The organism is Dietzia sp. Alg238-R159, assembly GCF_900537145.1.
In the GTDB taxonomy this organism is placed as follows: Bacteria; Actinomycetota; Actinomycetes; order Mycobacteriales; family Mycobacteriaceae; genus Dietzia; species Dietzia kunjamensis.
The window spans coordinates 105,055-129,977 of record NZ_UNRI01000006.1 but is presented as its reverse complement, the minus strand read 5'-3'; the positions used below and the strand labels follow the sequence as shown (position 1 = coordinate 129,977).

The window sequence follows — 24,923 nt, the reverse complement described above, 5'->3', positions numbered from 1 at the left end:
GGGTCGCCGCGTCAGGCCCTGGCGCCCTGCTGGTCCTTCACCGCGGCCAGGATGTCGTCGACGCGGTCCTTGGCGTCGCCGAACAGCATCTGGGTGTTGTCGCGGAAGAACAGCGGGTTCTGGACGCCGGCGTAACCGGCGGCCATCGACCGCTTGAACACGATGACGTTCTCGGCCTCCCAGACGTGGAGCACGGGCATACCCGCGATCGGGCTACCCGGGTCCTCGGCGGCATCCGGGTTGACCGTGTCGTTGGCACCGATGACCAGCACCACGTCGGTGTCCGCGAAGTCGTCGTTGATCTCGTCGAGCTCGAGCACGATGTCGTAGGGCACCTTGGCCTCGGCCAACAGGACGTTCATGTGGCCGGGCAGGCGGCCGGCGACCGGGTGGACGGCGAAGCGCACATCGACACCGCGCTCACGCAGGGTGCGCGTGAGGTCGGCGACCGGATACTGCGCCTGTGCCACGGCCATGCCGTAACCGGGGGCGATGATCACCCTCGAGGCATCCGCCAGCATCTCGGCCGCACCGGTTACATCGATCTCGGTGTGCTCGCCGTGGTCCTTGCCCTCGCCCGACGAGGCCTCGATACCGAAGCCGCCCATGATGACGGAGAAGAACGAGCGGTTCATCGCCTTGCACATGATGTAGGACAGGTACGCACCGGAGGAGCCGACCAGCGCGCCGGTCACGATGAGCAGATCGTTGCCCAACAGGAAGCCCGTGGCCGCGGCGGCCCAGCCGGAGTACGAGTTGAGCATCGACACCACGACCGGCATGTCGCCGCCACCGATGCTGGCGACCAGGTGCCAGCCCAGGGCCAGCGCCAGGGCGGTGACCACGATGAGCATCCACAGCGCGGGGGAGATGACGAACCACACGGTCAGCGCGACGAACGCCACGAGGATGCCGAGGTTGATCAGGTTCTTGCCCGGCAGCACCAGCGGTGCGGACTTCATCTTCCCCGACAGCTTGAGGTAGGCGACGATCGAACCGGTGAAGGTGACGGCACCGATGAACACGCCGATGAACACCTCGGCGTGGTGGATGCCGAGCAGCGAACCGGTGAGCTCACCGTGCAGCTCGGGCTCGAGGTAACCGTTCCACCCGACCAGCACGGCGGCCAGGCCGACGAACGAGTGCAGCAGGGCGATGAGTTCGGGCATCTCGGTCATCTGCACGCTACGCGCGCGCATCAGACCGATGACGGCGCCGATGGCGACGGCCACCACCATCAACACGATGCCGATGGTGGCCGGCTGGTGGTCGATGACCAGGGCAACGGTGGCGACCAGGGCCAGCGCCATGCCGGAGATCCCGAACGTCAGGCCCCGGCGAGCGGTCTCGTGCTTGGACAGCCCGGCGAGCGACAGGATGAACAGCAGTGCGGCGACCAGGTAGGCCGCATTGGCGGCGGTCTCAACAGACATCTGCTCAGGCTCCCTTCGAGAACATGCCGAGCATGCGACGCGTCACGGCGAAACCGCCGAAGACGTTGATGGACGCGACGAGGATCGCGACGGCGGCGAGCGCCAGGCCGAGGGTGTTGTCGATCCCGACCTGCAGCAACGCACCCACGACGATCACTCCGGAGATCGCGTTGGTCACCGACATCAACGGGGTGTGCAGCGCGTGGTGCACGTTGCCGATGACGTAGTAGCCGATCACGATCGCCAGCACGAACACCGTGATGTGGCGCGGGATGTCCCCCGGCGCGACCGCGGTGAGCAGCAGCAGCAACGCCATGCCAGCGGCGATCAGGCCGAGCTTCGCGCCGGCCGACATCTTCTTCTTCTCAGGCTTGGGCTCGACCGGTTCGGGGGCAGCGGCCGCCGCGGGGGCGGCACTGACCTGCACCGGCGGGGGCGGCCACATGATCTCGCCGCCCCGTGTCACCGTCACGCTGCGCTGGACCACATCGTCCATGTCCAGCGCCCACGCGCCGTCCTTGTCCGGGGTGACCAGCTTGGTCAGGTTGACCAGGTTGGTGCCGTACAGCTGCGAGGCCTGGGCGGGTAGCCGCCCGGCCAGGTCGGTGTAACCGATGATCGTCACACCGCCCTCGGTGACGACGACCTGGTCGGGGACGCTGCCCTCGACGTTGCCGCCCTGCGCGGCGGCCATGTCCACGATCACCGAGCCACGCTTCATCGTCGCGATGTCGGCGGCCGTGATCAAGCGCGGTGCCTGCCGGCCCGGGATCAGCGCGGTGGTGATGATGATGTCCACGTCGGCTGCCTGCTCCGAGTAGAGTTTCGCCGCGGCCCGGTCGTAGGCCTCACTGGTCGCCTTGGCATAGCCGTCGGTGGAGACGACCTTCTCCTCCTCGGGCACCTCCACGGGCAGATACTCGCCACCGATGGACCCCACCTGGTCGGCCACCTCGGGGCGCGGATCGGTCGCGCGGACGATCGCGCCCAGGCTCGAGGCGGCCCCGATCGCGGCGAGACCCGCCACGCCGGCGCCCGCGACGAGGACCTTGGCCGGCGGGACCTTGCCCGCCGCGGTGACCTGGCCGGTGAAGAACCGCCCGAAGTGGTGCGCCGCCTCGATCACGGCGCGGTAGCCGGCGATGTTCGCCATCGACGACAACACGTCCATCGACTGCGCCCGCGAGATACGCGGGACCGCATCCATCGCCAGCGCGGTCACGCCGCGCTCGGCGAGCACACCGAGAAGGTGCTCGTTCTGCGCCGGGGCCAACAGGCCCACCAGCGTCGCGCCCGACCGGACCCGCGCCACCTCTGCCTCGGTGGGCACGGCGACCTTCATCACCACGTCCGCCGACCACGCGGCGTCACCATCGGCCAGCTCGGCACCGGCCTCGGCGTATGCGGCATCCGCGAACTCCGCGCGGGTACCGGCGCCGTGCTCCACCACGACCCGGTATCCCAGGCCGATCAGCTTCGCCACTGTCTCGGGCGTCGCCGCCACGCGGTTCTCCGCCGGGTTGGACTCGGCGACCACACCGATCACCGACGGCGCGACACCGGCATCCCGGACATCGGAGTCCGGCTTCATATCAGGGATCTCTTCAAGGCTCGAAGCCATAGGGCATCCTTTTACTGCGTTGTGAGCGAGCCGACGCGTGTGCGCCGGCTCTGACGTCTCGAGTTTTGGCGTGTTCTACGTATTCTCCACAGGCCCGGCACGTGTGTGCCCGGGGTGCGCTCCAGTCACCGATCCGAGATCAGAGCTCACGAAGCGGCTCGGGGTGGGATGGTTACCCCTGCTTCGTCCACCGTTACGGCGTCGTCCTCCGGCGCGGGCAGGGTGGCGCCACGTCCACCGGAAGAACTTCCGGCAGAGCCTACGGGACACTGTGGACCGCGAACGAGCCGGTGGGACCGTTTTCGAGAGCCTTGTGACGTAAACCATACGGCTTGGTGCTTAGTGGCATGAAACAAAAAGCACCCCGGACCGTCAGAGACGATCCGGGGTGCTCCCGATATGTGGGCGAAGGGGGACTTGAACCCCCACGTCCCGAAGGACACTGGCACCTGAAGCCAGCGCGTCTGCCATTCCGCCACTCGCCCGAGTAACGCCCGAATATGTTAACACGCGGCGTTCCGACCGCACTAATCGGCTGGTGAGGGCTTCCCTGCGGCTGGAAGCGTGCTTCCCACCGCCACCGCCTCTATGATCGACCGGATGCCGCCGCGGGCGGCGCGAGGACAGCCGAGCCGGCCGATGGCCGCGGCCCACCACGAGGAAGGAGGCGAGGTATGGGGATCGTCGGGAAGTTCGAGCGCACCCTTCAGGGCGCGGTCGGCGACGCGTTCGCCCGTCTCTTCGGCGGGAAAGTCGTGGCGGCCGAGGTGGAGTCGCAGCTCCGCAAGCAGGCGGAGGCCTCCCTCAAGGTGGTCGACGGGCACCTGTTGGTGTCCAACAGCTACACCATCACCCTGGCCCGGTCTGACTACGCCTCTTTCACCGAGGACGAGGCCCTGGCCGTCAAGACCTTCTCCCGCCACCTGTCGGATCACATCTCCGAGCAGGGCTGGGAGACCTACGGCCCCGTCACCGTGACCTTCGTGGAGCGCGATGACCTCCACACCGGACAGATGCGTATCGACGGGGTCGTGGACCCCGACGCCGTCCCGTTCCACATCTCGGCCGCCGCACCGGCGCCGGCGCCGGATCATCCCGCGCCGTCGTCGCCGGGTGGGGACCGACGGGGCGTGGACGGGCCGAGTGCGAGCAAGGAGAACAGCGACATGCAGGCACCCGCTTCCAACTACCCGGTCTCGACCGGCCCCGGAGCCCGGAGCGCGGGCTGGGGTGGCCCGTCGGACGCCCCGACCCAGATCACCCAGGGCCGGGCCTCGCTGACGGTCACGCTGCACCTCGAGGACGGCTCGGGGCGCACGTTCCGCCTCCAACGGGGCTCCAACCTGCTGGGACGCGGGCAGGACGCCGCTTTCCGCCTTCCCGACACCGGGGTGTCACGCCAGCACGCGGACATCCATTTCGATGGTCGGGAAGCGGTTCTCACCGACCTCGGCTCGACCAACGGCACCACGGTGAACGACGGGCCGATCCAGGACTGGCAACTCGCCGACGGCGACGTCATCAGGGTCGGACACTCGGAGATCACCGTCCGGTTCGACTAGCCTCGACACGGATGACCCCCGGAACCACCGGGGGCGGCCACACGTTGTCCGAGGTGAATCGGCGGGCGAGGGGAGGACGGCACCAGTGCAGGGACTCGTTCTGCAGCTCTCGCGCGGCCTGTTGCTGGCGCTGTTGTGGCTGTTCATCTACCTCACCCTGCGGGCGCTGAAGACCGACGTCTTCGGCAACGTGGGGATGAGGTCGTCCGGCCGCGGTGAGCGCCGGGGCGGCGTGTTCGGCCGCGGCTCCCGGGCGATCCGGCATCTCGTGGTCACCCAGGGCGCCCTCGCAGGTACCCGGATCACCCTGTCCGAGCAGCCGGTCCTGGTGGGCCGGGCCGACTCGTGCACCCTGGTGATCGACGACGACTACGCCTCCAACCAGCACGCCCGCCTGTCCCCGCACGGCCCCGACTGGTTCCTCGAGGACCTCGGCTCGACCAACGGCACCTATCTGGACAGATCGCGGGTGACGACCCCGGTCAAGGTGGACGCCGGCACGCCGATCCGGATCGGCAAGACCGTGATCGAGCTGCGCACGTGACCCCGGCGCTCGTCTACACCGCGCGCTCACATCTGGGCATGGTGCGGGAGAACAACGAGGACTCGGCCTACGCCGGCCCCCGCCTGTTGGCCCTCGCCGACGGCATGGGCGGCCACGCCGCGGGTGAGATCGCCAGCCAGTTCGTCGTGGCGGCGCTGGCGAGGCTCGACGAGGACGAACCGGGGCAGGATCTCACCGGGGCCCTGACCCGCGCGCTGACGGTCGGCAACGAGGCGATCGCCTCCCACGTCGAGGCGTACCCGGAGACCGACGGCATGGGGTGCACGGCCACCGCGCTGCTGTTCGACGGCCGCCGCATGGGCCTGCTCCACGTGGGTGATTCCCGGGCCTATCTGCTGCGTGACGGGACGCTGACCCAGATCACCAAGGACGACACCTTCGTCCAGTCCCTCGTCGACCGCGGGGAGCTCTCCGCCGACGAGGCCCACACCCATCCGCGGCGCTCGCTCATCCTCAAGGCGCTGACCGGGGAGCCGGTGGAGCCGACCGCCGTCATCCGCGAGGCGCGGGTCGGCGACCGCTACCTGCTCTGCTCCGACGGCCTGTCCGACCCGGTGAGCACCGAGACGATCGCCGAGACGCTGGCCACCGGCACCGTCGAGGAGGCCGCGGACCGGCTGGTCCAGCTGGCGTTGCGCTCGGGCGGGCCGGACAACATCACGGTCGTCCTGGCCGACGTCCTGGACTCCCCGCGCGACGCGCCGGTCATCCCCGTGGTGGTGGGCGCGGCGTCGGGCGACGAGCCGGGCCAGATCGACCCCGCCGCCGACCCCTACTCCGACACCGCGGCCGGTAAGGCCGCCGCGTTCTCACGCGCCCAGGTCGCCTCACGCGGGGGAGCCGCCGGAACGTCCGGTGCCGCCGGGGAGTCGGGTGCCGGGCGTGGGAACGGATCCGACGACGACGAGGTCGACGCCGCCCCACCGCGCGGCAGCAGATGGCGTTTCGCCCTGAGCGTCGTCGGGGTGCTCGTACTGCTGGCCGGGATCGTGGGCGTGTCCGCGCTGCTCGTCCGCAGCAACTACTTCGTCACCGAGTCGGACAGCCAGGTCGTGGTGAAGAGGGGCATCTCCGGGGAGGTCTTCGGCATCTCGTTGGCCTCGGTCATCCAGGTGGGGTGCCTGACCCGCGAGGGCGACCTGACCATGCACTCCCCCGATGCCATCCCCGCCGGATGCGACGTGTTCACCCTGGGGGACCTCCGCGAACCCGCCCGGGAGACCGTTCGCGCCGGACTGCCGTCGGGGAGCCTCGCCGAGGCGGGCGCCCAGGTCTCCCGGCTCACGGAGGACAACCTCCTGCCGCCGTGCGACCCCCGTGAGCAGCAGGAGCGCCCGCGCGAGCAGACCTCGTCGTCGTCCTCTCCCACCGAGTCGCCCTCTCCCACGGGTTCCCCCGCACCCACCGGGTCGCCGTCGCCCGGCGAGCCCGCCCCCACGGACGAACCGGCGACTCCCCCCTCCCCCACGACCCCCGCACCTGTGCCCGGGGAGACCTGCCGGGCGGTGAGCTGACCCATGTCCTCTCCCGCATCTGCCTCACCATCGTCGGCCTCACCCGCATCCGATCCCCGCGGCCGGGCGGTGCCCGACAGCCCGCGCCGGGGCAAGGAACTGGTCCTGCTCGTCGCCGCCGCGGTGATCGTCGGGTTCTCGCTGCTGCTGGTCCAACTCGCCCAGGAGCAGGAACTGTCCCTGGCGCTGCTGTGGATCACCCTGGCGTTCCTCGGCCTCGCCGGCGGCGCCCACCTGCTCATCCGCTGGCTCGCGCCCTACGCCGATCCGGTGTTGCTACCGGGCGTCGCGCTGCTCAACGGGCTGGGGCTGGTGCTCATCTACCGGCTCGACCTGTCGTACGCGGCCAACGCCGCGGCGAGCGGCAACGACCCGCCGGGGATGGACGTCACCCGGCAGCTGCTGTGGACGTTCCTCGGCCTGGCCGTGATGGCGGTCGTGCTGTACTTCCTGCGCGACCACCGCGTCCTGGCCCGGTACGGCTACACGATGGGGTTCGCCGGCCTCGCACTGCTGGCGATCCCGGCGGTGCTCCCCTCCCGGTTCTCCGAGATCAACGGCGCCAAGAACTGGATCATCCTGCCCGGGTTCACCATCCAGCCGGGCGAGTTCGCCAAGATCCTGCTCATCATCTTCTTCGCCTCGATCCTGGTGGAGAAGCGCGAGCTGTTCACCACCGCCGGCAAGCGCGTGCTGGGCGTGGACCTGCCGCGCGCCCGCGACCTCGGGCCGATCATCGTGGCCTGGTTCCTGTCCCTGGGCGTGCTGGTGTTCAACACCGACCTCGGCATGGCGCTCCTGCTGTTCGCCACCGTGCTCACGCTGCTGTACGTGGCCACCGAGCGGGTGAGCTGGCTGCTCATCGGCGTGGTCCTGGTCGCCGTGGGCGGCGTGCTGGCCTACGCCCTGTTCGGGCACGTGCGTGTGCGGTTCCAGATCTGGCAGGACCCCTTCGCGTTCTTCGACACCGGCGGCTACCAGAGTTCGCAGGCCCTGTTCGGCCTCGCCTCCGGCGGCATGGGCGGCACCGGTCTCGGCAACGGGCGACCCGACCAGGTGCCGTTCGCGAACACCGACTTCATCACCTCCACCATCGGCGAGGAACTGGGCCTGATCGGCCTCGCCGCGGTGCTGATGGTCTACGCGATCCTCATCCTCCGCGGCATCCGGGTGGGGCTGACCATCCGCGACAGCTTCGGCAAGCTCGTCGCCGTGGGCCTGGCGTCCACCATGGCCATCCAGATGTTCGTCGTGGTCGGCGGCGTCTCCACCCTCATCCCCCTCACCGGCCTGACCCTGCCGTTCATGGCATACGGGGGCTCCAGCCTGTTGGCCAACTACGCACTGGTCGCCATCCTGCTGCGCCTGTCCCACGACGCGCGCCGGCCGCTGCCCACCCCACGTCAGGCACCGGCGCTGGCAGAGGCCGCCACCGGCATGATGCGGGCGCCCAAGCTGCGCGCGCCGGGCCGGAGGAACGGGTGAGCGCCGCGTGAACACCGCCATCCGACGGGTCGCGATCGCCGCCATGGTCATGGTGGTGGCGCTGCTGTTGCAACTGACCTGGGTCCAGGTCTTCCGCGCCGACGAGCTCCGTGCCGACCCCCGCAACACGCGGATGCTCCTCGACGAGTACTCCCGCCAGCGCGGCCAGATCACCGCCGGCGGACGGGTGCTGGCCATGTCCCTGCCGTCGGAAGGACGCTTCGAGTTCCAGCGCACCTACCCCACCGACCCTGTCGTCTTCGGCCCCACCGTCGGCTACTACTCGCTGCAGTTCGCCACCGCCGGGGTCGAGCAGACCCAGGACGCCTTCCTCAACGGCTCCGACCCGAGACTGCTGTCCCAACGGATCACCGGTCTGATCTCGGGCCGCACCCCGCAGGGCGGCTCGGTGGAGCTCACCCTGGACCCCACGGGCCAGGAGGTCGCCTACGAGGCCCTGCGGCGCGGCGCGGGCCAGGGGCCGTTCGTGGGCTCCGTCGCCGCCGTCCGCCCCTCCACCGGTGAGGTGCTCGCACTGGCCTCCAGCCCGTCCTTCGACCCGGGCGCCCTGTCCAGCCTGGACCCGGAGGTCCGCGCGCAGGAGATGGCGCGCATCGAGCAGAGCTCGGACCGGCCGCTGCTCAACCACGCCACCCAGCAGTCCCTCCCGCCCGGCTCCACGATGAAGGTCATCACCACCGCCGCCGCGCTCGAGCAGGGCATGGGGCCCGAGACCCCCGTCTCCGGCGCCGACCGCACCCTGCTGCCGGGCACGTCCACCTACCTGGAGAACTACGCCGGCCAGACCTGTGGCGGCAGCACCGTCACCCTGCGCACGGCCCTCGAGAGGTCCTGCAACGTGCCCTTCGTCGAGCTGAGCCAGGAGATCGGCGCGGAGGCCTTCACCGAGATGGCGGAGAAGTTCGGCGTCGACGGCACCGCCCCGGATGACTTCGGCATCCCGGTCGCACCGTCGGGCCTGGGGCAGATGGAGGACGACGCCCAGCTGGCCATGAGTTCCATCGGGCAGAGCGACGTCCGGATGACGACCCTGCAGAACGCCATGGTGGCCGCGACCGTCTCCAACGGCGGGGTCCGCATGGAACCGCAACTCATCAAGACCCTGACGGCGCCCGATCTCTCCGTCGTCCAGGGCTTCACGCCCCGCGACGCCGCCCGCGCCCTCACCGACGAGCAGGCCGGCACACTCACCGAGATGATGGTCGCCGCCGAACAGGGCGCCGGGGGCGGCTTGCCCGGGGTCACCGTGGCCTCCAAGACCGGCACCGCCGAGCACGGCGTGGACTCCTCCGAGTCCATCCCCTACACCTGGTACATCGCGTTCGTCCCCGGCCGTGACGTGGCGGTGGCCGTGGCGATCGAGTCCGGGCCCGGGGTCGATCGCAGCACCGTCGGGTCCACCTACGCCGCACCCATCGGTCGCGAGGTCCTGGGCGCGCTGCTGGGAGGGACGCCGTGAGTCTGAACTCCGGCGCGGTCCTGTCCGGCCGCTATCGCCTCCTGCGCCTCATCGCCACCGGCGGTATGGGGCAGGTGTGGGAGGCCGACGACGGCGTCCTCGACCGCCACGTCGCCGTGAAGGTGCTCAAGGCCGAGTACTCCTCCGACCCCGAGTTCGTCGAGCGCTTCCGGTCCGAGGCCAAGGTCACCGCGAGGATCTCCCACCCCGGGATCGCCACCGTCTACGACTACGGGCAGATCGACGACCCCGCCTCCGGGAACCCGCTGTCCTACCTGGTCATGGAACTCGTGGTGGGCGAACCGCTATCGGACGTCCTGGCCCGCGAGGGCACGCTGCCGATGCGGCACACCCTCGACATGCTCGAGCAGACCGGCCGCGCCCTCAACGCCGCCCACGCCATCGGCCTGGTCCACCGCGACGTCAAGCCGGGCAACATCCTCATCACGCCCGCCGGGCAGGTGAAGCTCACCGACTTCGGGATCGCCAAGTCCATGGGCGCGTCCGCCGTCACACAGACCGGGATGGTCGTGGGCACCGCCCAGTACATCGCGCCCGAGCAGGCCATGGGGAACGACACGTCCCCGGCCGGGGACGTGTACTCGCTCGGCGTGGTGGGTTACGAGTGCCTGGCCGGTCGACGGCCGTTCGTCGCCGACTCGCCGGTCTCCGTGGCGATGATGCACGTCCGCGACACCCCGCCGCCGCTCCCGGACTCGGTGCCCGGACCGGTCCGACGCGTCCTCGCCGAGGCCATGGCCAAGGACCCCGGCCGGCGCTACCCGGACGGCGAGGCCTTCGCCGAGGCGATCGCCGACCTCCGGGCCGGTCGCGATCCCCGTCTCCCGGGCGCGTTCCTCGCCGCCGGCGCCGCGGCGGGGGCTGCCGCAGCGGCCGCCGGCGCCACCGCCGCGACCACGGTCCTGCCCGATGAGGACCCGGGCGGCGTGTACCGGGCCGGGGGTTCGCCCGACCCGACGCGCGCGTACACCCGCACCCACCCGGGCACCGCCGGACAGCCGCGCACCGACGGGCCGCGGCCGGCACGACCGGCGCACCCGTCCCGGCCCCAGCCGGCGCCCGCCGCGACCCGGCGTCAGCCCGCCCCACCGGTCACCTCACGGCCCCCCCGCCGCGGCCGCGGCGGCTCCGGCTGCGTGGGCTGGTTCCTCGTGGTGTTCGTCCTGGTGGCGGCGCTGGCGGTCGCGGCCGTCATCGCCCTGTCCAACGTCGGGGTCTTCGGCCCGGGCGGGATCTTCGGCCGGACCACCCCCACGACGCCGCCGTCCACCGCCCCGGTGACGACCACCACCACGCAGGCACCAGCCCCGGCACCCGAGCCGCCGCCGACTCCGACGCCGACCCCCGAACCCGCGCCGTCACCGACCGCGGTTCCGCCGGCCCCCGACCTGCAGGACATGCTGGACTCCCTCACCTCGGAGTTCAGCTCGCTGATCCCGCCCGAGGGGCAGCCCGGTGGGGGCCAGGGGCAAGGTCAGGACGAGGCGCAGGGCCAGGACGAGGGGCAGGGACAGGGCCGAGGCCAGGACCAGGCGCAGGGCCAGGCCCGGGGCGCGGCCGGTGACGCCGTGCCCGTTCCCGCCCGGTGGGCAGGTGTCGACGGATGACCACACCATCCGTCCTGGCCGGGCGCTACGAGATCGGTGAGCCCCTCGGATACGGCGGCATGTCCGAGGTCCGTCGCGGGCGCGACACGGTCCTCGGCCGGGACGTGGCCGTCAAGATCATGCGCCCGGAACTGGCCCGCGACGAGACCTTCTACCAGCGCTTCCGTCGGGAGGCCCAGAACTCGGCGTCGCTGAACCATCCGTCGATCGTGGCGATCTACGACCAGGGGGAGGAGCACACCGCCGACGGTTCGCTGCCCTACATCGTGATGGAGGTGGTCGAGGGCGACACCCTCCGCGACATCGTCAGAATGGACGGCCCCATGGAGGTCGAGCGTGCCCTCGGCGTGATGGCCGATGTCTGCGGTGCGCTGGACTTCTCCCACAAGAAGGGCATCGTCCACCGCGACGTCAAGCCGGCGAACATCATGATCTCGCGCGACGGCGCGGTCAAGGTCATGGACTTCGGCATCGCGCGCGCCCTCAGTGACTCCAGCTCGACCCTCACCAACACCTCGTCCGTCCTCGGCACCGCCCAGTACCTCAGCCCCGAGCAGGCGCGCGGCGAGACCGTGGACGCCCGCTCCGATCTGTACTCCGCGGGCTGCGTGCTGTACGAGATGGTCGCCGGCGTACCGCCGTTCACCGGCGAGTCCCCCGTGGCGGTGGCCTATCAGCACGTCCGCGAATCCCCCGCGCCGCCGTCCGCGGTCAACCCGGAGGTGAGCCGCTACGTCGACGCGGTGGTCATGCAGGCGATGGCCAAGAACCCCGAGAACAGGTACACCTCCGCGGGGGAGATGCGCACCGACCTGCTCACGGTGCTCACCGGCGGCCGCCCGGCGGCGCCCCTGGTGCTGACCGACGACGAGCTCGACGACGACCAGCGCCCCGACGCCCCCCACGGGTTCACCGGCGCGGGATACGGAACCGGCGCGTCCCGCTGGTCACCCGGTGATGCGCCCACCGAGGCACACGACCTGCCGGAGCTGGCCGGTCGTGCCGCCGGCGCGGGTGCTCCTGCTGGCGCAGCCGGTGCCGGTGCCGGTGCCGGTGCCGGTGCCGGTGCCGCGCGTCCCGCCTCCCATCGCGGAGACGCCCGACGCCGCGACGCCCGACCCGACGACGCTCGTCGCGGGCCACGCGGGGTGGCCATCGCGCTCGCCGCCCTGCTGGTGCTGGGAGGGATCGCGACGGTGTCGATCCTGGCGACCTCGGGCGACCGCGGCGGTGTCGCGCAGCAGCAGGAGGTCACCGTCCCCGAGGTCGCCCAGCGGCCGGTCGCCGAGGTGGTCGAGGAACTCACCTCGATCGGGCTCGAACCCGTGCAGACCCCGGCGCCGCACCCCCAGATCCCCGAGGGGCACGTCATCTCGTCCGACCCCATCGCCGGCAAGCGCCTCGCCGTGGGCTCGGAGATCAGCCTGGTGGTCTCGACCGGCAAACCCATCCTCTCGGTGCCCAACGTGATGGGGATGTCCCCCGCCGATGCCCGACTGGCCCTCGAGGAGGCCGGGTTCCAGGTGGCCCCGGAGAACGAGGCCCGGCCGTCGACACCCGAGGACCAGGACAAGGTCGTCGACACCGAGCCCGGACCGGGTGCACAGGTGCCCTCCGACCGGCCGGTCCGGCTGACGGTGGGCTCCGGCCCCGAACAGCTCGCCGTGCCCGATGTCGTGGGGCAGTCCGCAGACCCCGCGCGCGCGACCCTCGAGGCGGCGGGCTTCCGCGTGGACACCCAGCGGGTCGACGGCACCGCGCCCGAGGGCCAGGTCGTGGGCCAGTCCACGGCCGCTGGTCAGACCCAGCTCAAGGGCGCGACCATCACGCTCCAGGTCTCCGCCGGGAACCGGTTCGTGATGCCCAACCTCGTCGGCGACACCGTGGAGGAGGCCCTCGGCAAGCTCGAGCGGGCCGGCTGGCGTGGCGACCGCGGGCAGCTGGTGGAGCTCCCGCAGAACGACCCCGACCTCAGCCGGGTGGGCCAGATCTGGTCGCAGCAGCCGCCCGTGGGCGAAGCCGGCGTCAACGACCAGGTCGTCGTCCGGGTGATCCGGTTCGGGCTGGTGCCCGGCCCCGGCTGACCGGGCGAGCTGCCCGGCCCGGACTGACCGGGCGAGCTGACCGGCCGGTCAGGCCAGGGCGGCGCCGCGGGTCCGGTCGAGCTCGGATTCCAGCCGCACGACCAGCGTCTCCGAGGGCCGCTCGCCGCACATTCCCAGCCAGTTCGCGAGCATCCGGTGCCCCCCGTCGCTCATCACCGATTCGGGGTGGAACTGCACCCCGTGGACGGGCATCTCGCGGTGACGCATCGCCATGACCAGACCCGAACCGGTCCACGCGGTGGGAACCAGTTCGTGCGGGATCGTCTCCGGCAGGACCGTCAACGAGTGGTAGCGCGTCGCCGTGAACGGGCTGGGGATACCGGCGAGGACTCCCGAGTCGTCGTGCGTGACCTGACTGGTCTTCCCGTGCATGAGCTCGGCGGCCCGGTCGACCGTCGCGCCGAAGGCCTCCCCGATCGCCTGGTGGCCCAGGCACACTCCCAGCACCGGGACGCCCGCGCGTCCACAGACCCCGATCAGCGGGATCGTGGCCCCCGCCCTGTCCGGCGTTCCGGGACCCGGGCTGAGCAGGACTCCGTCGTACCCGCTGACCACGCTCTCCAGCCCGGCCACGTCATAGCGGCCGTCCGGGCCGGCGAGCCTGTGGTCGTCGTTCCGCCACACGTCGCACTCCGCGCCCAACTGGCCCAGGTACTGGACGAGGTTGTAGACGAAGCTGTCGTAGTTGTCGACGACGAGGATGCGCATAGATGCAGCGTACTGCCGTCGCACGGGTGAGCGTCGGGGGCGGGCTTGGTAGAGTGGCCCCGACATCCCCCACCAGTTCGAGGACTCCATGCCCAAGTCAAAGGTCCGGTCCAAGACCGAGTACACCGACGCGGCCGTCAGCCGCACCCCCGTCAAGGTCAAGGGGACCCCGACCGCGCGGTGGTACCTGGTGCTCATGCTCGCGCTGATGATCCTGGGCCTGCTCTGGCTGGTGACGTACTACATCGCCGGTGAGCGGATCCCGTTCATGGCCTCGCTCGAGACGTGGCAGAACTTCGCGATCGGTTTCGGTCTCGCGGTCGTGGGACTCCTCATGACCATGAACTGGCGCTAGCCGGCCCGCCCGGCCGCTCTCCCCGGGCACGTTCCGCCTGTTCCACAGGTTTATCCACAGGTCACCCCCCGCCCGACGCGGGGGGTGACCTGCATTTTCTCTGAGAACGGTGCATCTATGCAGGTCACAGGGGCGGCGGCGCCCAATGAGGGGACCCGACCGGCCTGATCCACACCCCTCACACGCTGTGGAGAACTTCCTCCACACTGGGGATAACGTCTGTGTGTTGACGATGCCGACGACGCCGCAGGTCGGGACCGCGTCGACTCGAACGGCAGTCGAACTCCACCCGTGTTATTCATCCACAGTGTGGATAACGCCTGTGGATAGGGGAGGATGTGCGGCATGAGTGGTGACACCGTGTCGGGAGCCGGGCCGCGGGCGGCGTCGTGGTCACCCGGGGCCCTGTGGCCGGGCGTGCAGATCCTGCTCGGGGTGGCCCTGGTGGTGATCGGCCTGCAGCGGCGGGATCCGCTCGCACTGCTGCTCACCGGTCCGGCGGCGCTGTTCCTCACCCTGTCGGGTGTGTCCCACCTGGTCCGGCGGCCCCGACTCGAGGTGGTGGACGGGCAGTTGGCGATCAAGAGGCTCCGCCGCGTGGACTTCGTCCCGCGGTCCGAGGTGGTGGAGGTGCGCCCGCTGGGGGTCTCCCGATGGGGGGCGCGGCAGCACCTGCTGCGACTCGAGTACACGGACGAGCGGGGTCGCGAACGACTGGACGTGTTCACCCGGCTCGATCTGGGGACGGATCCACGGGACGTGGTCGACGCGCTGCACCGTCTGGGATTCGGGGCGGTCGGCGACGGCCGGTGAGGGTCAGACCGCTCCCGGCGGCCGACGCGGGGGTCGGCCGACGCGGGGGTCAGACGCCGGTGGGAATCAGCGGGCGACGAGGAATCCGAACGTCATGGTGTCGGCCGCGAACCACCCGGCGGCACCGACCGACCCGACCACGACGAGGAAGCCGGCCCACGAGACGACCTCGCGGCCCGTGCGGCCCACACGCCGCGGCATCCGGCGTGGCACCACCACCAGAGCGAACGCGGCGACGGCGCCGGCCGCGAGCCCGCCCAGATGGGCCGCGAGCGAGATGCCGGGCACGAGGAAGCTCACGCCGACGTTGAGGACGAGCAACACCCCGATCCCCCTGACGTCGAGGCGCATCGACATCGCCACGATCGCGTACGCGCCCATCAGGCCGAAGATCGCCCCGGAGGCGCCGGCCGTGAGGGCGCCCTGGCCGTAGAACATCACGGCCACCGACCCGCCCAGCGCCGAGCCCAGGTAGAGGGCGAGGAAGCGGACGTGCCCGATGCTGCGCTCGATCCCCAGTCCGAGGATCCACAACATGTACATGTTGAGCAGCAGGTGCATCGGGCCGAAGTGCTGGAACGCCGAGGTGAGCAGACGCCACCACTCGTCCCGGGCCGCCACCAGCGGCGGGAAGAGCGCCGTGGCCTCGAACAACGGCGACGCGTTGTTGGTCAGGAAGCTGCGCGCCTGAACCACGGTCGCGGCGTAGACGGCCAGGTTGGCGGTGATGATCCACGCCGTGACCGGCTGGAGGCGGAAGAATCTCGCGACCGCGCCACCGCGTCGGGTCTGGGTGCTCATGTCTCCCGGTTATCCGTGCTGCGTCTCGTTCGTGCGGTGTCCCGTCCCCGCCTTGTCCCTGCCGCGTGCTGGCCCTGCCGCGCTGCGGACAGACCGGCGGCGCGGGTCCGGGAATCCGGAACCCGCGCCGCCGGTCGACCGGGACCGCTCGGTCAGGAGATCTCGATCGACTCGATGACGACGTCGTCGGTCGGCCGGTCCATCGCACCGGTCTTGGTGGTCGCGATGGTGTCCACGACCTTGCGCGACTCCTCGTCGGCGACCTTGCCGAAGATCGTGTGGCGGTTGTTCAGGTGCGGCGTGGCGCCGACGGTGATGAAGAACTGCGAACCGTTGGTGCCCGGGCCGGCGTTGGCCATGGCCAGCAGGTAGGGCTCGGAGAACTGCAGCTCCGGGTGGAACTCGTCCTTGAACTGGTAGCCCGGTCCGCCCCGGCCGGTGCCGGTGGGGTCGCCGCCTTGGATCATGAACCCGGAGATGACGCGGTGGAAGATCGAGCCGTCGTAGAACGGTCCGCTCTTCTCACCCTTGGCGTTGGCCTGGGAGTAGTCCTTGGAGCCGTCGGCGAGACCGACGAAGTTCGAGACCGTCTCCGGGGCGTGGTTGCCGTACAGCTCGATGACGATGTCACCACGGTTGGTGTGGATGGTTGCCTTCTGCGTTGCGATGCTCACGCCACCCATCCTGCCACGCCGCAGGGACCGATGTCGGCGAGGTGGTGGTCGGTGTCGGGCCGCTGTGCCACCATCTACCCATGAGCAAACGAAGCGATCGCGCCGACGAGCGTAAGGCCGTCAAGCAGGCGCAAAAGGACCTGGACAAGGCCGGCACCGCCGCCCGGAAGGCGTTCGACCTCAAGGACCCCCGCTTCCTGGGCGAGGCAGCAGTCGCCGCCACCCGTGGACCGGTCGGCCTGGCCCTCTTCGGTGCCAGCCGCGGCATCCAGGTGATCCGGGATCGTCGCGCCGAGCAGGCCGAGCTCCTGGGCGATCTCGCCGCGGACGCGAGGCAGCACGCCTCCGCGCTGCGCGAGCAGACGTCGGCTCTGGCCACGCCGCCCCAGAAGCGCAACCCGCTGCGCCGCTTCGCGCCGCTGTGGATCGTGGGCCTCGCCGGCGGCGCCGCCGTCGCGGGTGCCACGGCCTATTTCCTTCGTGGCCAGGGCTCGCCCACCTCGCCGTCCGCGCCCACCCCGACCCCCGCCCCGCCGCGGACCCCCACCCCGGCCGAAGCGGCCGCCGAGGGGCGCGACCAGACGACCGGCTCGGCGCCCGCAGCCACGACCGGCCCCGGCGTGACGGGTGACCCGGCGGGTTCGGAGACCGGTGCGGACCTGACGATCGAGTCCGCCGATCCCGAGGGGCCCTCGGACCAGTCCGCCGACACCTCCCCCGCCGCGGGCAGCGCCGTACCCGGCCCGGCGGCCGGGTCCGCACCGCAGCCCTCGGACGATCAGCCGGTCGGCGACGCCTCCACGGACGGGACCGCGACCGACAAGTGATCGACCGGGACCCGATCCCCGACGGCTCTGCAGTCGACGACACCGCAGCCGACGACACCGCACTCGAGGTCATCGCGTCGAGCCTGCCCGAACTGGGCCCCCTGGACGTCCACGCGCTGTACAAGCTGCGCGTGGACGTCTTCGTCGCGGAACAGGACTGCCCGTACGCCGAGATCGACGACGTCGACGCCGACCCTGGCACGACGCACCTGCTGGCCCGTACACCGGGCGGTGCGATCGTCGCGACACTGCGGGTGTTCGGATCGGACGCGGGCGACGGGGTGATGCACATCGGACGTGTCTGCACGACGCCCGCCTGGCGGGGTCGGGGCATCGCGGCGCGGCTGATCCGCCGGGGGCTCGTGCTGTGCCGGGACCGGCCTGTGGAGATCGGAGCCCAGGCCTATCTGGAGAGGTGGTACGAGCAGTTCGGATTCGCGCGGTGCGGGCCGGACTATCTCGATGGGCGGATCCCCCATCTCCCCATGCGGCGCGACCTCCTAGGATGAGACCCGGCTCACCCCCTTCGATCCCTCCCGAGGACACACATGACGTCTGACGCTCCCTCCGGCTCGCTGGTCAAGGCTCTCCTCCCGGAGAGCGAGATGCCGACGCACTGGTACAACATCCAGGCCGATCTCCCCGAGCCCATGGCACCGCACCTGCACCCGGGGACCAGGGAGCCGCTCGGTCCCGAGGACCTCGCCCCGCTGTTCCCGATGTCCCTCATCGAGCAGGAGGTCACCCCGGAGCGCTACATCGAGATCCCCGAGGCGGTGCAGGAGATCTACCGATTGTGGCGCCCGTCGCCGCTGATCCGGGCCCGCCGCCTGGAGAAGGCGCTCGGCACGTCGGCGCGGATCTACTACAAGTACGAGGGCACCAGCCCGGTCGGCTCACACAAGCCCAACACCGCGGTCGCACAGGCCTACTACAACGCCGCCGAGGGCATCACCAAGCTCACCACCGAGACCGGCGCCGGCCAGTGGGGCGCCTCTCTGGCGTTCGCCGGTCAGGCCTTCGGCATCGAGGTGGAGGTGTGGCAGGTCAAGGCTTCGTTCGAGTCCAAGCCGTACCGCCGGATGCTCATGGAGACCTTCGGCGCCTCGGTCCACCCGAGCCCGTCGGACCTGACCGAGGCGGGGCGCTCGTTCCTCGCCAAGGACCCCGACACCCCCGGTTCTCTCGGTATGGCGGTCTCCGAGGCCGTCGAGGTGGCCGCCGGCGACCCCGAGGCCCGCTACTCACTGGGGTCCGTGCTCAACCACGTGTGTCTGCACCAGACCGTCATCGGCGAGGAGGCCCTCAAGCAGCTGGGCATGTTCGGCGAGGACGCCCCCGACTACGTGTACGGCTGCGCCGGTGGCGGCTCCAACCTCGCCGGGTTGGCCTTCCCGTTCATCCGCGAGAACCTCGCCGGCGCGCGGACGCAGATCATCGCCGTCGAGCCCACGGCGTGCCCGTCGCTGACCGAGGGCGAGTTCCGGTACGACCACGGTGACGTCGCCGGCCTGACCCCGCTGATGAAGATGTACACCCTCGGTCAGGACTTCGTTCCGGACCCCATCCATTCCGGTGGCCTGCGCTACCACGGCATGGCGCCGCTGGTCAGCCACGTCAAGCACCTGGGCCTGCTCGATTCCATGGCGGTGGAGCAGAACGTGGCGTTCGCCGCGGGCGTCGAGTTCGCCAAGGCGGAGGGCATCGTCCCCGCGCCCGAGTCGACCCACGCCCTCGCCGGTGCGATGGCCAAGGCCCGCGAGCACACCGGTGAGGCCGGCACCGGACCGTCGATCGTGATCGGCCTCTCCGGTCACGGCTTCCTCGACCTCCCCGCGTACGAGTCCTTCATCCGCGGTGAGATGGGCTGACGCCTCCGAAGACCCCCCCGACCGTTCCACACCCTCGATCACAGGAGCCCCCCTATGACCAAGACCATCGACTTCACCGACCGCGTCGCGATCATCACCGGCGCCGGCGGCGGCCTCGGCCGCGCCTACGCGCTCGCGCTGGCCGAGCGTGGCGCCAAGGTCGTCGTCAACGACCTGGGCGGCGACGTCCACGGCGAAGGTGGCACCCCCTCCCTGGCGCAGCAGGTCGTCGACGAGATCACGGCCGCCGGTGGCGAGGCCATCGTCGACGGCAACGACATCACCGACGAGGCCGCCGTCGCGTCCCTCGTGTCGACGGTGATCGACAAGTGGGGCCGCATCGACGTGCTCATCAACAACGCCGGCATCCTGCGGGACAAGTCGTTCGCCAAGATGGAGATGGACGACTTCCGCAAGGTCGTCGAGGTGCACCTCATGGGATCGGTCAACTGCACCAAGGCCGTGTGGCCGCACATGGCCGAGGCGGGCTACGGACGCATCCTCATGACCGCCTCCACCTCCGGTATCTACGGCAACTTCGGCCAGGCCAACTACGGCGCCGCCAAGTCCGGGCTCGTCGGTCTGATGAACGTCCTGGCGATCGAGGGCGCCAAGAAGAACATCAAGGTCAACGCGATCGCCCCCACCGCGGCCACGCGGATGACCGAGGATCTGCTGCCGCAGCGGGTGCTCGACATCATGGGCCCGGAGACCATCGCCCCCGGCGCCCTGTTCATGGTCAGCGAGGACGCCCCGACCAAGACCATCCTCGGTGCCGGCGCCGGCGTGTTCGCCGTGTCCCAGATGGTCGAGTCGCGGGGCGTCTACCTCCCCGACGACGCGCGCACCCCCGAGGTCGTCGCCGAGCGTTGGAACGAGATCGCGGACGTCACCGACGCCAACCCCCTGGAGTCGGCTTTCGAGCAGACCTCCAAGTACGCCGCGCTCGCCGCCCGCGAGCTGGGCCTGCACCTGGAGAGCTGAGGAAGGGCCGCCGCCGCGACACCCCGCCACCCCGGCACCCGCCGGAGCCCCCGCCGTCGAGAAGAGCGCTGGGCGGCGCGGCCAGCGCGGGCATGGCGGGCGGGCCGCGCGGGCGGGGCGGGCGTGGCGGGCGGGCCGCGCGGGCGGGGCGGGCTGGGCGGCGCGGCCAGCGCGGGCGGGGCGAGCGGGGGTCACTCCTGGTCGGCGAACTGCGTCTCGTAGAGCTCCGCGTACCGACCGCCGACCGCGAGGAGCTCGGCGTGCGTGCCCGACTCCACCACCCGGCCGGCCTCGAGGACGAGGATCGTGTCGGCGGCGCGCACCGTCGACAGCCGGTGGGCGATCACCAACGAGGTGCGGTCGGCCATCGCCTCGCTCAGCGCCTCCTGGACGGCGGACTCGTTGGTGGAGTCCAGCGCGCTGGTGGCCTCGTCCAGCACCACCACCGACGGGGCGGCGATGAGCAGCCGCGCGATCGTCAGTCGCTGACGCTCACCTCCCGACAGCCGGTAGCCGCGATCACCGATGACGGTGTCGAGACCGTCCGGCAGAGACCGCACGAGATCCTCGAGCCGGGCCCGGCGCAGCGCGTCCCAGACGAGGTCATCGGAGACCTCCGGCCGCGCGAAGGTGAGGTTGGAGCGGATCGTGTCGTGGAAGAGGTGGCCGTCCTGCGTGACCATGCCCACCGTGCGCCGCAGCGACGACGAGGTGACCCGGCGCACGTCGAGTCCGGACACCCGCACCGCACCCGAGTCGACGTCGTACAGACGCGGCAGCAGGGAGGCGATGGTGGACTTGCCCGCGCCGGACGACCCGACCAGGGCGATCATCTGTCCCGGTTCGGCGCGGAAGGAGATCCCGTGCAGGACCTCCTGGCCGCCGCGGGTGTCGAGGACCGCGACCTCCTCGAGCGAGGCGAGGGAGACCTTGTCCGCCGAGGGATAGGAGAACGTGACGTCGTCGAACTCGATGGTCGCCGGGCCCTCCGGGATGGCGACGGCGTCGGGGGCGTCGGAGATGAGCGGTTCCAGGTCGAGGACCTCGAAGACCCGCTCGAAGCTGACGATGGCCGTGACGATGTCCATCGGCGCGTTGGCCAGGGAGGTCAACGGGCCGTACAGGCGGGTGAGAAGCAGCGCGAGGGCCACGACGGACCCCGCGTCGAGGGCGCCGTTGAGTGCGAACCACCCGCCGAGCCCGTAGACGAGCGCCAGCGCCAGCGTGGACACCAGGGTCAGCGAGTTCATGAACACACTCATGAGCAGCGCGGTCCGCACGCCGATGCCGCGGACCCGGCCCGCGCGGGCGGCGAACTCCGCCGACTCCGTCTCGGGGCGTCCGAAGAGCTTGACCAGGGTCGCGCCGCCGGCGTTGAACCGCTCGGTCATCTGGTCGTTCATCGACGCGTTGAGATCCGAGGCCTCGCGGCGGAGCCGCGCGAGCCGCTTGCCCACGTAGCGGGCCGGGAACAGGAAGATCGGCAGCAGCAGGACGGACAGGACGGTGAGCTGCCAGTTGATACCGGCCATCACGGCCAACGTGAGTACGAGCTGCACCAGGTTCGACACGACCCCGGACAGCGTGTCCGAGAACGCCCGCTGGGCACCCATCACGTCGTTGTTGAGGCGACTGACCAGCGCGCCGGTGCGGGTGCGCATGAAAAAGGCGACCGGCATCGTCTGGACGTGGTCGAACACCGCGCGGCGCAGGTCGAGGATGAGCCCCTCCCCGATCCGTGCGGACCACAACCGGGTGACGACCGCGACGATCGCCTCGATGATCCCGATCGCGGCGATGGCGAGCGCGAGGCCGATCACGACCCGGACCGGCGAGGCCTCGACGATCGCGGTGACCACGCGGCCGGCGAGCAGCGGTGTCGCCACGGCGAGGGTGGCCCCGAAGACGGAGAGCACCAGGAAGAAGACGATGCGCCGGGTGTGCGGGCGGGCGAACTGTCCGATCCTGCGGAAGTTCTCGCGGGTGAACACACTGCGGTCCAACGCGATGTTGTTGTTCTCGGCCCGCATCAGCGTGCGCATGGCGGCCTGCTGCATCGTCACGTAGCGGTACTCCTCCCGCGCCGGAGAGGGGCCCCGACGACCGTTCGGTACAACCCGGCACGGGGCCCACGTATTCCGGCCCGCGACCGCGGTGGCGTTCCTCGTCGTCGTCGTCCCGATCCGGTCTTTGGACAAAATCTGGGGTGATGTCTAGACACGGCGGGGGAATTTGTCTAACGTCAGGGGCAACACAGTGGCATACGCCACATCCTGTTGACCCGGAGGTCGTCTGCGATGTCCAGCACCGAGTACATCAGCCCCCCCGACGGGGCACCGCACACCCATCACGAGGGGGACGCCGCCGTCGAGCCCTACGCGTGGACCGACGCCAAGCGGTACCTGTGGCTGCTCGGACTCATCCCCGCGATGGGTCTGTTCGTGTCGATGCCGATCGTCGCCGGGTTCAACGCCCTCGGCTGGGGCGTGGCGGCCACCGTCGCCTGGTTCCTCCTCCCCTTCCTCGTCTACGTCGCGATCCCCCTCGGGGACCTCGCCGTCGGCGCCGACGGTGAGAACCCGCCCGACGAGGTCATGGACAAGCTCGAGGCCGACCCGTTCTACCGGTGGTGCACGTACCTGTACATCCCCTTCCAGTACGCGTCCCTCATCGCGGCCGCCTACCTCTGGTCCGCCGACGACCTGTCGTGGCTGGGCTACGACGGGGGACTCGGGATCGCCGCCTCGATCGGCGTCGCCTGGACCGTCGCGATCACCGGCGGGATCGGGATCAACACCGCCCACGAGCTCGGGCACAAGATCGCCGGCAGCGAGAAGTGGCTGTCCAAGGTCGCCCTGGCCACCACCGGCTACGGACACTTCTTCATCGAGCACAACCGCGGACACCACGCGCGTGTCGCCACCCCGGAGGATCCGGCCAGCTCGCGCTTCGGTGAGTCGTTCTGGGCCTTCCTCCCGCGCAGCGTGTTCGGGTCGCTGACGTCGGCCTGGCACCTGGAGTCCGAGCGGCTCCGGCGGCTGGGCAAGAGCCCGTGGACCCTGCGCAACGACAACCTCAACGCCTGGCTCATGACGGTCGTGCTCTTCGGCGGACTCATCGCCGTGTTCGGCTGGGAGATCGCGCCGTGGCTCATCGTCCAGGCGGTCTTCGGCTTCTCGCTGCTCGAGGTCGTCAACTACCTCGAGCACTACGGCCTCAAGCGCCAGAAGACCTCCGCCGGCCGCTACCAGCGCTGCCGCCCGGAGCACTCCTGGAACTCCGACCACCTGGTGACCAACATCTTCCTGTACCACCTGCAGCGCCACTCGGACCACCACGCCAACCCCATGCGTCGCTACCAGGTCCTGCGCAGCTTCGAGCAGGCCCCGCAGCTGCCCTCGGGCTACGCCACGATGATGGTCCTGGCCTACGTCCCGCCGCTGTGGCGCAAGGTCATGGACAAGCGCGTCCTGGCCCACTACGACGGCGACATCACCCGCGCCAACATCCAGCCGTCCAAGCGGGAGAAGGTCCTCGCCCGGTACGGTGCCGGGTCGACGGCGGTCGCCGAGCAGATCGTCGCGGACACCGACATCGCGACCGATCAGACCTCACCGACCGGTGAGTACGTGTGCCCCAACTGCGGGAACCACTACTCGGAGGCCGCCGGGCTGCCGCGCGAGGGTTTCCCCGCCGGGACCCCGTGGTCGGCCATCCCCGACAGCTGGCGGTGCTCGGACTGCGGCGTCCGCGACAAGGTGGACTTCCTGCCCGTGAAGTGACCCCCGCGTGCGGGGCTCCGATCGGCCCTCCGCCGCCCGGCCCACGGGATCAGGAACAATGGACACCATGCCCCGTCACCGCCCCACAAGTGACCGACGCTCCCCCGGCGACCCCCGCGGGGAGCGTCGGTCACTGCGCTCCACCGTGTTCGAGGCCATGCACGAGCTGCTGGGCTCGCACGACTGGTCGTCGGTGACCATGTCGGACGTGGCCAAGGCCGCCGGTCTCAGCCGGCAGACCCTGTACAGCACCTTCGGCAACCGTCAGGGACTGGCCCAGGCGTACGCACTCCAGCTGTCGGAGACCTTCGCCGGGGAGATCCGCGACTCGATCATCCGCCACCCGGGGCAGATCGAGACCGCGCTGAACGAGGGGATCAACGGGTTCCTCCTGTCGAGCCGGAACGACCCGCTGGTCCGCGCCCTGCTCACCGGCGACATCAAGCCGGACCTCCTGCGCCTCATCACGACCGAGGCCGGGCCGCTCATCGAACGGGCCACCGAGGTGCTCACCCCCGCCCTGTCCGACAGCTGGATGCGCATCGAGGAAGCCCAGGCACGGCTCGCGGCGTCGATCATCGCCCGGATCGGCATCAGCTTCATCTCACTGCCGCCCAACGACCCCGACCAGCTGGCGTCGGGCCTCACCGAGGTCATCGCCCCGTACCTCCAGAAGGTCATCCAGGTCGACGTCCAGGGGTGAGCCCCCGGCCCC

21 protein-coding genes and 1 tRNA gene are annotated in these 24,923 nt (G+C 70.7%); 15 read left to right on the top strand and 7 right to left on the bottom strand.

The features are described 5' to 3' along the window. Positions 1-11 precede the first annotated feature (11 nt). The 3 genes from pntB to G6R20_RS14115 form a co-directional block, all read right to left on the bottom strand. On the bottom strand, positions 12-1,433 hold the full coding sequence (gene pntB / locus G6R20_RS14125; RefSeq protein WP_163376749.1) for a Re/Si-specific NAD(P)(+) transhydrogenase subunit beta: 1,422 nt from the start codon (positions 1,431-1,433) through the stop codon (positions 12-14). A 4-nt stretch (positions 1,434-1,437) separates the two neighbouring features. Next, positions 1,438-3,024 carry a Re/Si-specific NAD(P)(+) transhydrogenase subunit alpha gene (locus tag G6R20_RS14120; RefSeq protein ID WP_163376787.1) on the bottom strand — a complete coding sequence of 529 codons (1,587 nt, stop codon included), beginning with the start codon at positions 3,022-3,024 and terminating at the stop codon, positions 1,438-1,440. 432 nt (positions 3,025-3,456) lie between these two features. Continuing rightward, a tRNA-Leu gene (locus tag G6R20_RS14115) sits at positions 3,457-3,539 on the bottom strand. Between the two features lie 189 nt (positions 3,540-3,728). On the opposite strand from G6R20_RS14115, the gene G6R20_RS19035 reads away from it, so the two are divergent. From G6R20_RS19035 to pknB, 7 genes are all read left to right on the top strand, one after another. After that, entirely contained in the window at positions 3,729-4,616 is an 888-nt protein-coding gene (locus tag G6R20_RS19035; RefSeq protein WP_120285685.1) for a DUF3662 and FHA domain-containing protein, read from the top strand. A gap of 85 nt (positions 4,617-4,701) precedes the next feature. Next, on the top strand, positions 4,702-5,160 hold the full coding sequence (locus tag G6R20_RS14105) for an FHA domain-containing protein (protein WP_067716492.1): 459 nt from the start codon (positions 4,702-4,704) through the stop codon (positions 5,158-5,160). Beyond that, positions 5,157-6,695, top strand: a complete 1,539-nt coding sequence (locus G6R20_RS14100) for a PP2C family serine/threonine-protein phosphatase (RefSeq protein ID WP_154830888.1) — start codon at positions 5,157-5,159, stop codon at positions 6,693-6,695. Before G6R20_RS14105 ends, G6R20_RS14100 begins: the two co-directional genes overlap by 4 nt. A gap of 3 nt (positions 6,696-6,698) precedes the next feature. Next, a complete protein-coding gene (locus G6R20_RS14095) occupies positions 6,699-8,180 on the top strand; it encodes an FtsW/RodA/SpoVE family cell cycle protein (protein WP_163376748.1) in 1,482 nt (493 codons plus the stop codon). 7 nt (positions 8,181-8,187) lie between these two features. Then, complete coding sequence (locus G6R20_RS14090) at positions 8,188-9,660, top strand: penicillin-binding transpeptidase domain-containing protein (protein WP_163376747.1); 1,473 nt, start codon at positions 8,188-8,190, stop codon at positions 9,658-9,660. Then, positions 9,657-11,288, top strand: a complete 1,632-nt coding sequence (locus G6R20_RS14085; protein WP_163376746.1) for a serine/threonine-protein kinase — start codon at positions 9,657-9,659, stop codon at positions 11,286-11,288. Before G6R20_RS14090 ends, G6R20_RS14085 begins: the two co-directional genes overlap by 4 nt. Next, positions 11,285-13,372 (top strand): Stk1 family PASTA domain-containing Ser/Thr kinase, encoded by a 2,088-nt coding sequence (gene pknB, locus G6R20_RS14080; RefSeq protein WP_163376745.1) that lies wholly within the window; start codon positions 11,285-11,287, stop codon positions 13,370-13,372. The genes G6R20_RS14085 and pknB overlap by 4 nt, the downstream gene beginning before the upstream one ends. 48 nt (positions 13,373-13,420) lie before the next feature. Here pknB and G6R20_RS14075 read toward each other — a convergent pair whose 3' ends face one another. Further along, positions 13,421-14,101 (bottom strand): aminodeoxychorismate/anthranilate synthase component II, encoded by a 681-nt coding sequence (locus G6R20_RS14075; protein ID WP_163376744.1) that lies wholly within the window; start codon positions 14,099-14,101, stop codon positions 13,421-13,423. An 88-nt stretch (positions 14,102-14,189) separates the two neighbouring features. On the opposite strand from G6R20_RS14075, the gene crgA reads away from it, so the two are divergent. Both crgA and G6R20_RS14065 read left to right on the top strand, forming a co-directional pair. Then, positions 14,190-14,456, top strand: a complete 267-nt coding sequence (gene crgA, locus G6R20_RS14070; RefSeq protein ID WP_067716511.1) for a cell division protein CrgA — start codon at positions 14,190-14,192, stop codon at positions 14,454-14,456. Between the two features lie 345 nt (positions 14,457-14,801). Further along, complete coding sequence (locus G6R20_RS14065; protein ID WP_163376743.1) at positions 14,802-15,269, top strand: PH domain-containing protein; 468 nt, start codon at positions 14,802-14,804, stop codon at positions 15,267-15,269. 66 nt (positions 15,270-15,335) lie between these two features. Here G6R20_RS14065 and G6R20_RS14060 read toward each other — a convergent pair whose 3' ends face one another. Both G6R20_RS14060 and G6R20_RS14055 read right to left on the bottom strand, forming a co-directional pair. After that, positions 15,336-16,070 (bottom strand): rhomboid family intramembrane serine protease, encoded by a 735-nt coding sequence (locus G6R20_RS14060; RefSeq protein WP_163376742.1) that lies wholly within the window; start codon positions 16,068-16,070, stop codon positions 15,336-15,338. 152 nt (positions 16,071-16,222) lie between these two features. Further along, positions 16,223-16,753 (bottom strand): peptidylprolyl isomerase, encoded by a 531-nt coding sequence (locus tag G6R20_RS14055; protein WP_205475891.1) that lies wholly within the window; start codon positions 16,751-16,753, stop codon positions 16,223-16,225. Positions 16,754-16,824: 71 nt separating this feature from the next. On the opposite strand from G6R20_RS14055, the gene G6R20_RS14050 reads away from it, so the two are divergent. Genes G6R20_RS14050 through G6R20_RS14035 form a run of 4 tightly spaced genes read left to right on the top strand, consistent with a single transcriptional unit; the run spans position 16,825 to position 20,426 of the window. Continuing rightward, positions 16,825-17,571: a hypothetical protein gene (locus tag G6R20_RS14050; RefSeq protein ID WP_163376740.1), complete on the top strand. Its 747-nt coding sequence runs from the start codon at positions 16,825-16,827 to the stop codon at positions 17,569-17,571. Then, positions 17,568-18,080 carry a GNAT family N-acetyltransferase gene (locus G6R20_RS14045; protein WP_240341481.1) on the top strand — a complete coding sequence of 171 codons (513 nt, stop codon included), beginning with the start codon at positions 17,568-17,570 and terminating at the stop codon, positions 18,078-18,080. Before G6R20_RS14050 ends, G6R20_RS14045 begins: the two co-directional genes overlap by 4 nt. A 39-nt stretch (positions 18,081-18,119) precedes the next feature. After that, positions 18,120-19,442 (top strand): TrpB-like pyridoxal phosphate-dependent enzyme, encoded by a 1,323-nt coding sequence (locus G6R20_RS14040; RefSeq protein WP_163376739.1) that lies wholly within the window; start codon positions 18,120-18,122, stop codon positions 19,440-19,442. 54 nt (positions 19,443-19,496) lie between these two features. Continuing rightward, on the top strand, positions 19,497-20,426 hold the full coding sequence (locus tag G6R20_RS14035; protein WP_067716521.1) for an SDR family oxidoreductase: 930 nt from the start codon (positions 19,497-19,499) through the stop codon (positions 20,424-20,426). Positions 20,427-20,617: 191 nt separating this feature from the next. On the opposite strand, the gene G6R20_RS14030 is transcribed toward G6R20_RS14035, so the two are convergent. After that, complete coding sequence (locus G6R20_RS14030) at positions 20,618-22,456, bottom strand: ABC transporter ATP-binding protein (RefSeq protein ID WP_240341486.1); 1,839 nt, start codon at positions 22,454-22,456, stop codon at positions 20,618-20,620. 267 nt (positions 22,457-22,723) lie between these two features. On the opposite strand from G6R20_RS14030, the gene G6R20_RS14025 reads away from it, so the two are divergent. Further along, the gene (locus G6R20_RS14025; RefSeq protein WP_163376738.1) at positions 22,724-24,208 is read left to right on the top strand and encodes a fatty acid desaturase; all 1,485 of its coding nucleotides are present in this window, start codon (positions 22,724-22,726) and stop codon (positions 24,206-24,208) included. A gap of 67 nt (positions 24,209-24,275) precedes the next feature. Further along, a complete protein-coding gene (locus G6R20_RS14020) occupies positions 24,276-24,911 on the top strand; it encodes a TetR family transcriptional regulator (protein ID WP_240341480.1) in 636 nt (211 codons plus the stop codon). Positions 24,912-24,923: the final 12 nt, after the last annotated feature.

What these genes read in the sequence shown, in the direction of transcription:
- pntB (WP_163376749.1), bottom strand. Translation starts at nt 1,433, where the DNA reads ATGTCTGTTGAGACCGCCGCCAATGCGGCCTACCTGGTCGCCGCACTG.
- G6R20_RS14120 (WP_163376787.1), bottom strand. Translation starts at nt 3,024, where the DNA reads ATGAAGCCGGACTCCGATGTCCGGGATGCCGGTGTCGCGCCGTCGGTG.
- G6R20_RS19035 (WP_120285685.1), top strand. Translation starts at nt 3,729, where the DNA reads ATGGGGATCGTCGGGAAGTTCGAGCGCACCCTTCAGGGCGCGGTCGGC.
- G6R20_RS14095 (WP_163376748.1), top strand. Translation starts at nt 6,699, where the DNA reads ATGTCCTCTCCCGCATCTGCCTCACCATCGTCGGCCTCACCCGCATCC.
- pknB (WP_163376745.1), top strand. Translation starts at nt 11,285, where the DNA reads ATGACCACACCATCCGTCCTGGCCGGGCGCTACGAGATCGGTGAGCCC.
- G6R20_RS14075 (WP_163376744.1), bottom strand. Translation starts at nt 14,101, where the DNA reads ATGCGCATCCTCGTCGTCGACAACTACGACAGCTTCGTCTACAACCTC.
- crgA (WP_067716511.1), top strand. Translation starts at nt 14,190, where the DNA reads ATGCCCAAGTCAAAGGTCCGGTCCAAGACCGAGTACACCGACGCGGCC.
- G6R20_RS14065 (WP_163376743.1), top strand. Translation starts at nt 14,802, where the DNA reads ATGAGTGGTGACACCGTGTCGGGAGCCGGGCCGCGGGCGGCGTCGTGG.
- G6R20_RS14060 (WP_163376742.1), bottom strand. Translation starts at nt 16,070, where the DNA reads ATGAGCACCCAGACCCGACGCGGTGGCGCGGTCGCGAGATTCTTCCGC.
- G6R20_RS14055 (WP_205475891.1), bottom strand. Translation starts at nt 16,753, where the DNA reads ATGGGTGGCGTGAGCATCGCAACGCAGAAGGCAACCATCCACACCAAC.
- G6R20_RS14050 (WP_163376740.1), top strand. Translation starts at nt 16,825, where the DNA reads ATGAGCAAACGAAGCGATCGCGCCGACGAGCGTAAGGCCGTCAAGCAG.
- G6R20_RS14040 (WP_163376739.1), top strand. Translation starts at nt 18,120, where the DNA reads ATGACGTCTGACGCTCCCTCCGGCTCGCTGGTCAAGGCTCTCCTCCCG.
- G6R20_RS14035 (WP_067716521.1), top strand. Translation starts at nt 19,497, where the DNA reads ATGACCAAGACCATCGACTTCACCGACCGCGTCGCGATCATCACCGGC.
- G6R20_RS14030 (WP_240341486.1), bottom strand. Translation starts at nt 22,456, where the DNA reads ATGCGGGCCGAGAACAACAACATCGCGTTGGACCGCAGTGTGTTCACC.
- G6R20_RS14025 (WP_163376738.1), top strand. Translation starts at nt 22,724, where the DNA reads ATGTCCAGCACCGAGTACATCAGCCCCCCCGACGGGGCACCGCACACC.
- G6R20_RS14020 (WP_240341480.1), top strand. Translation starts at nt 24,276, where the DNA reads ATGCCCCGTCACCGCCCCACAAGTGACCGACGCTCCCCCGGCGACCCC.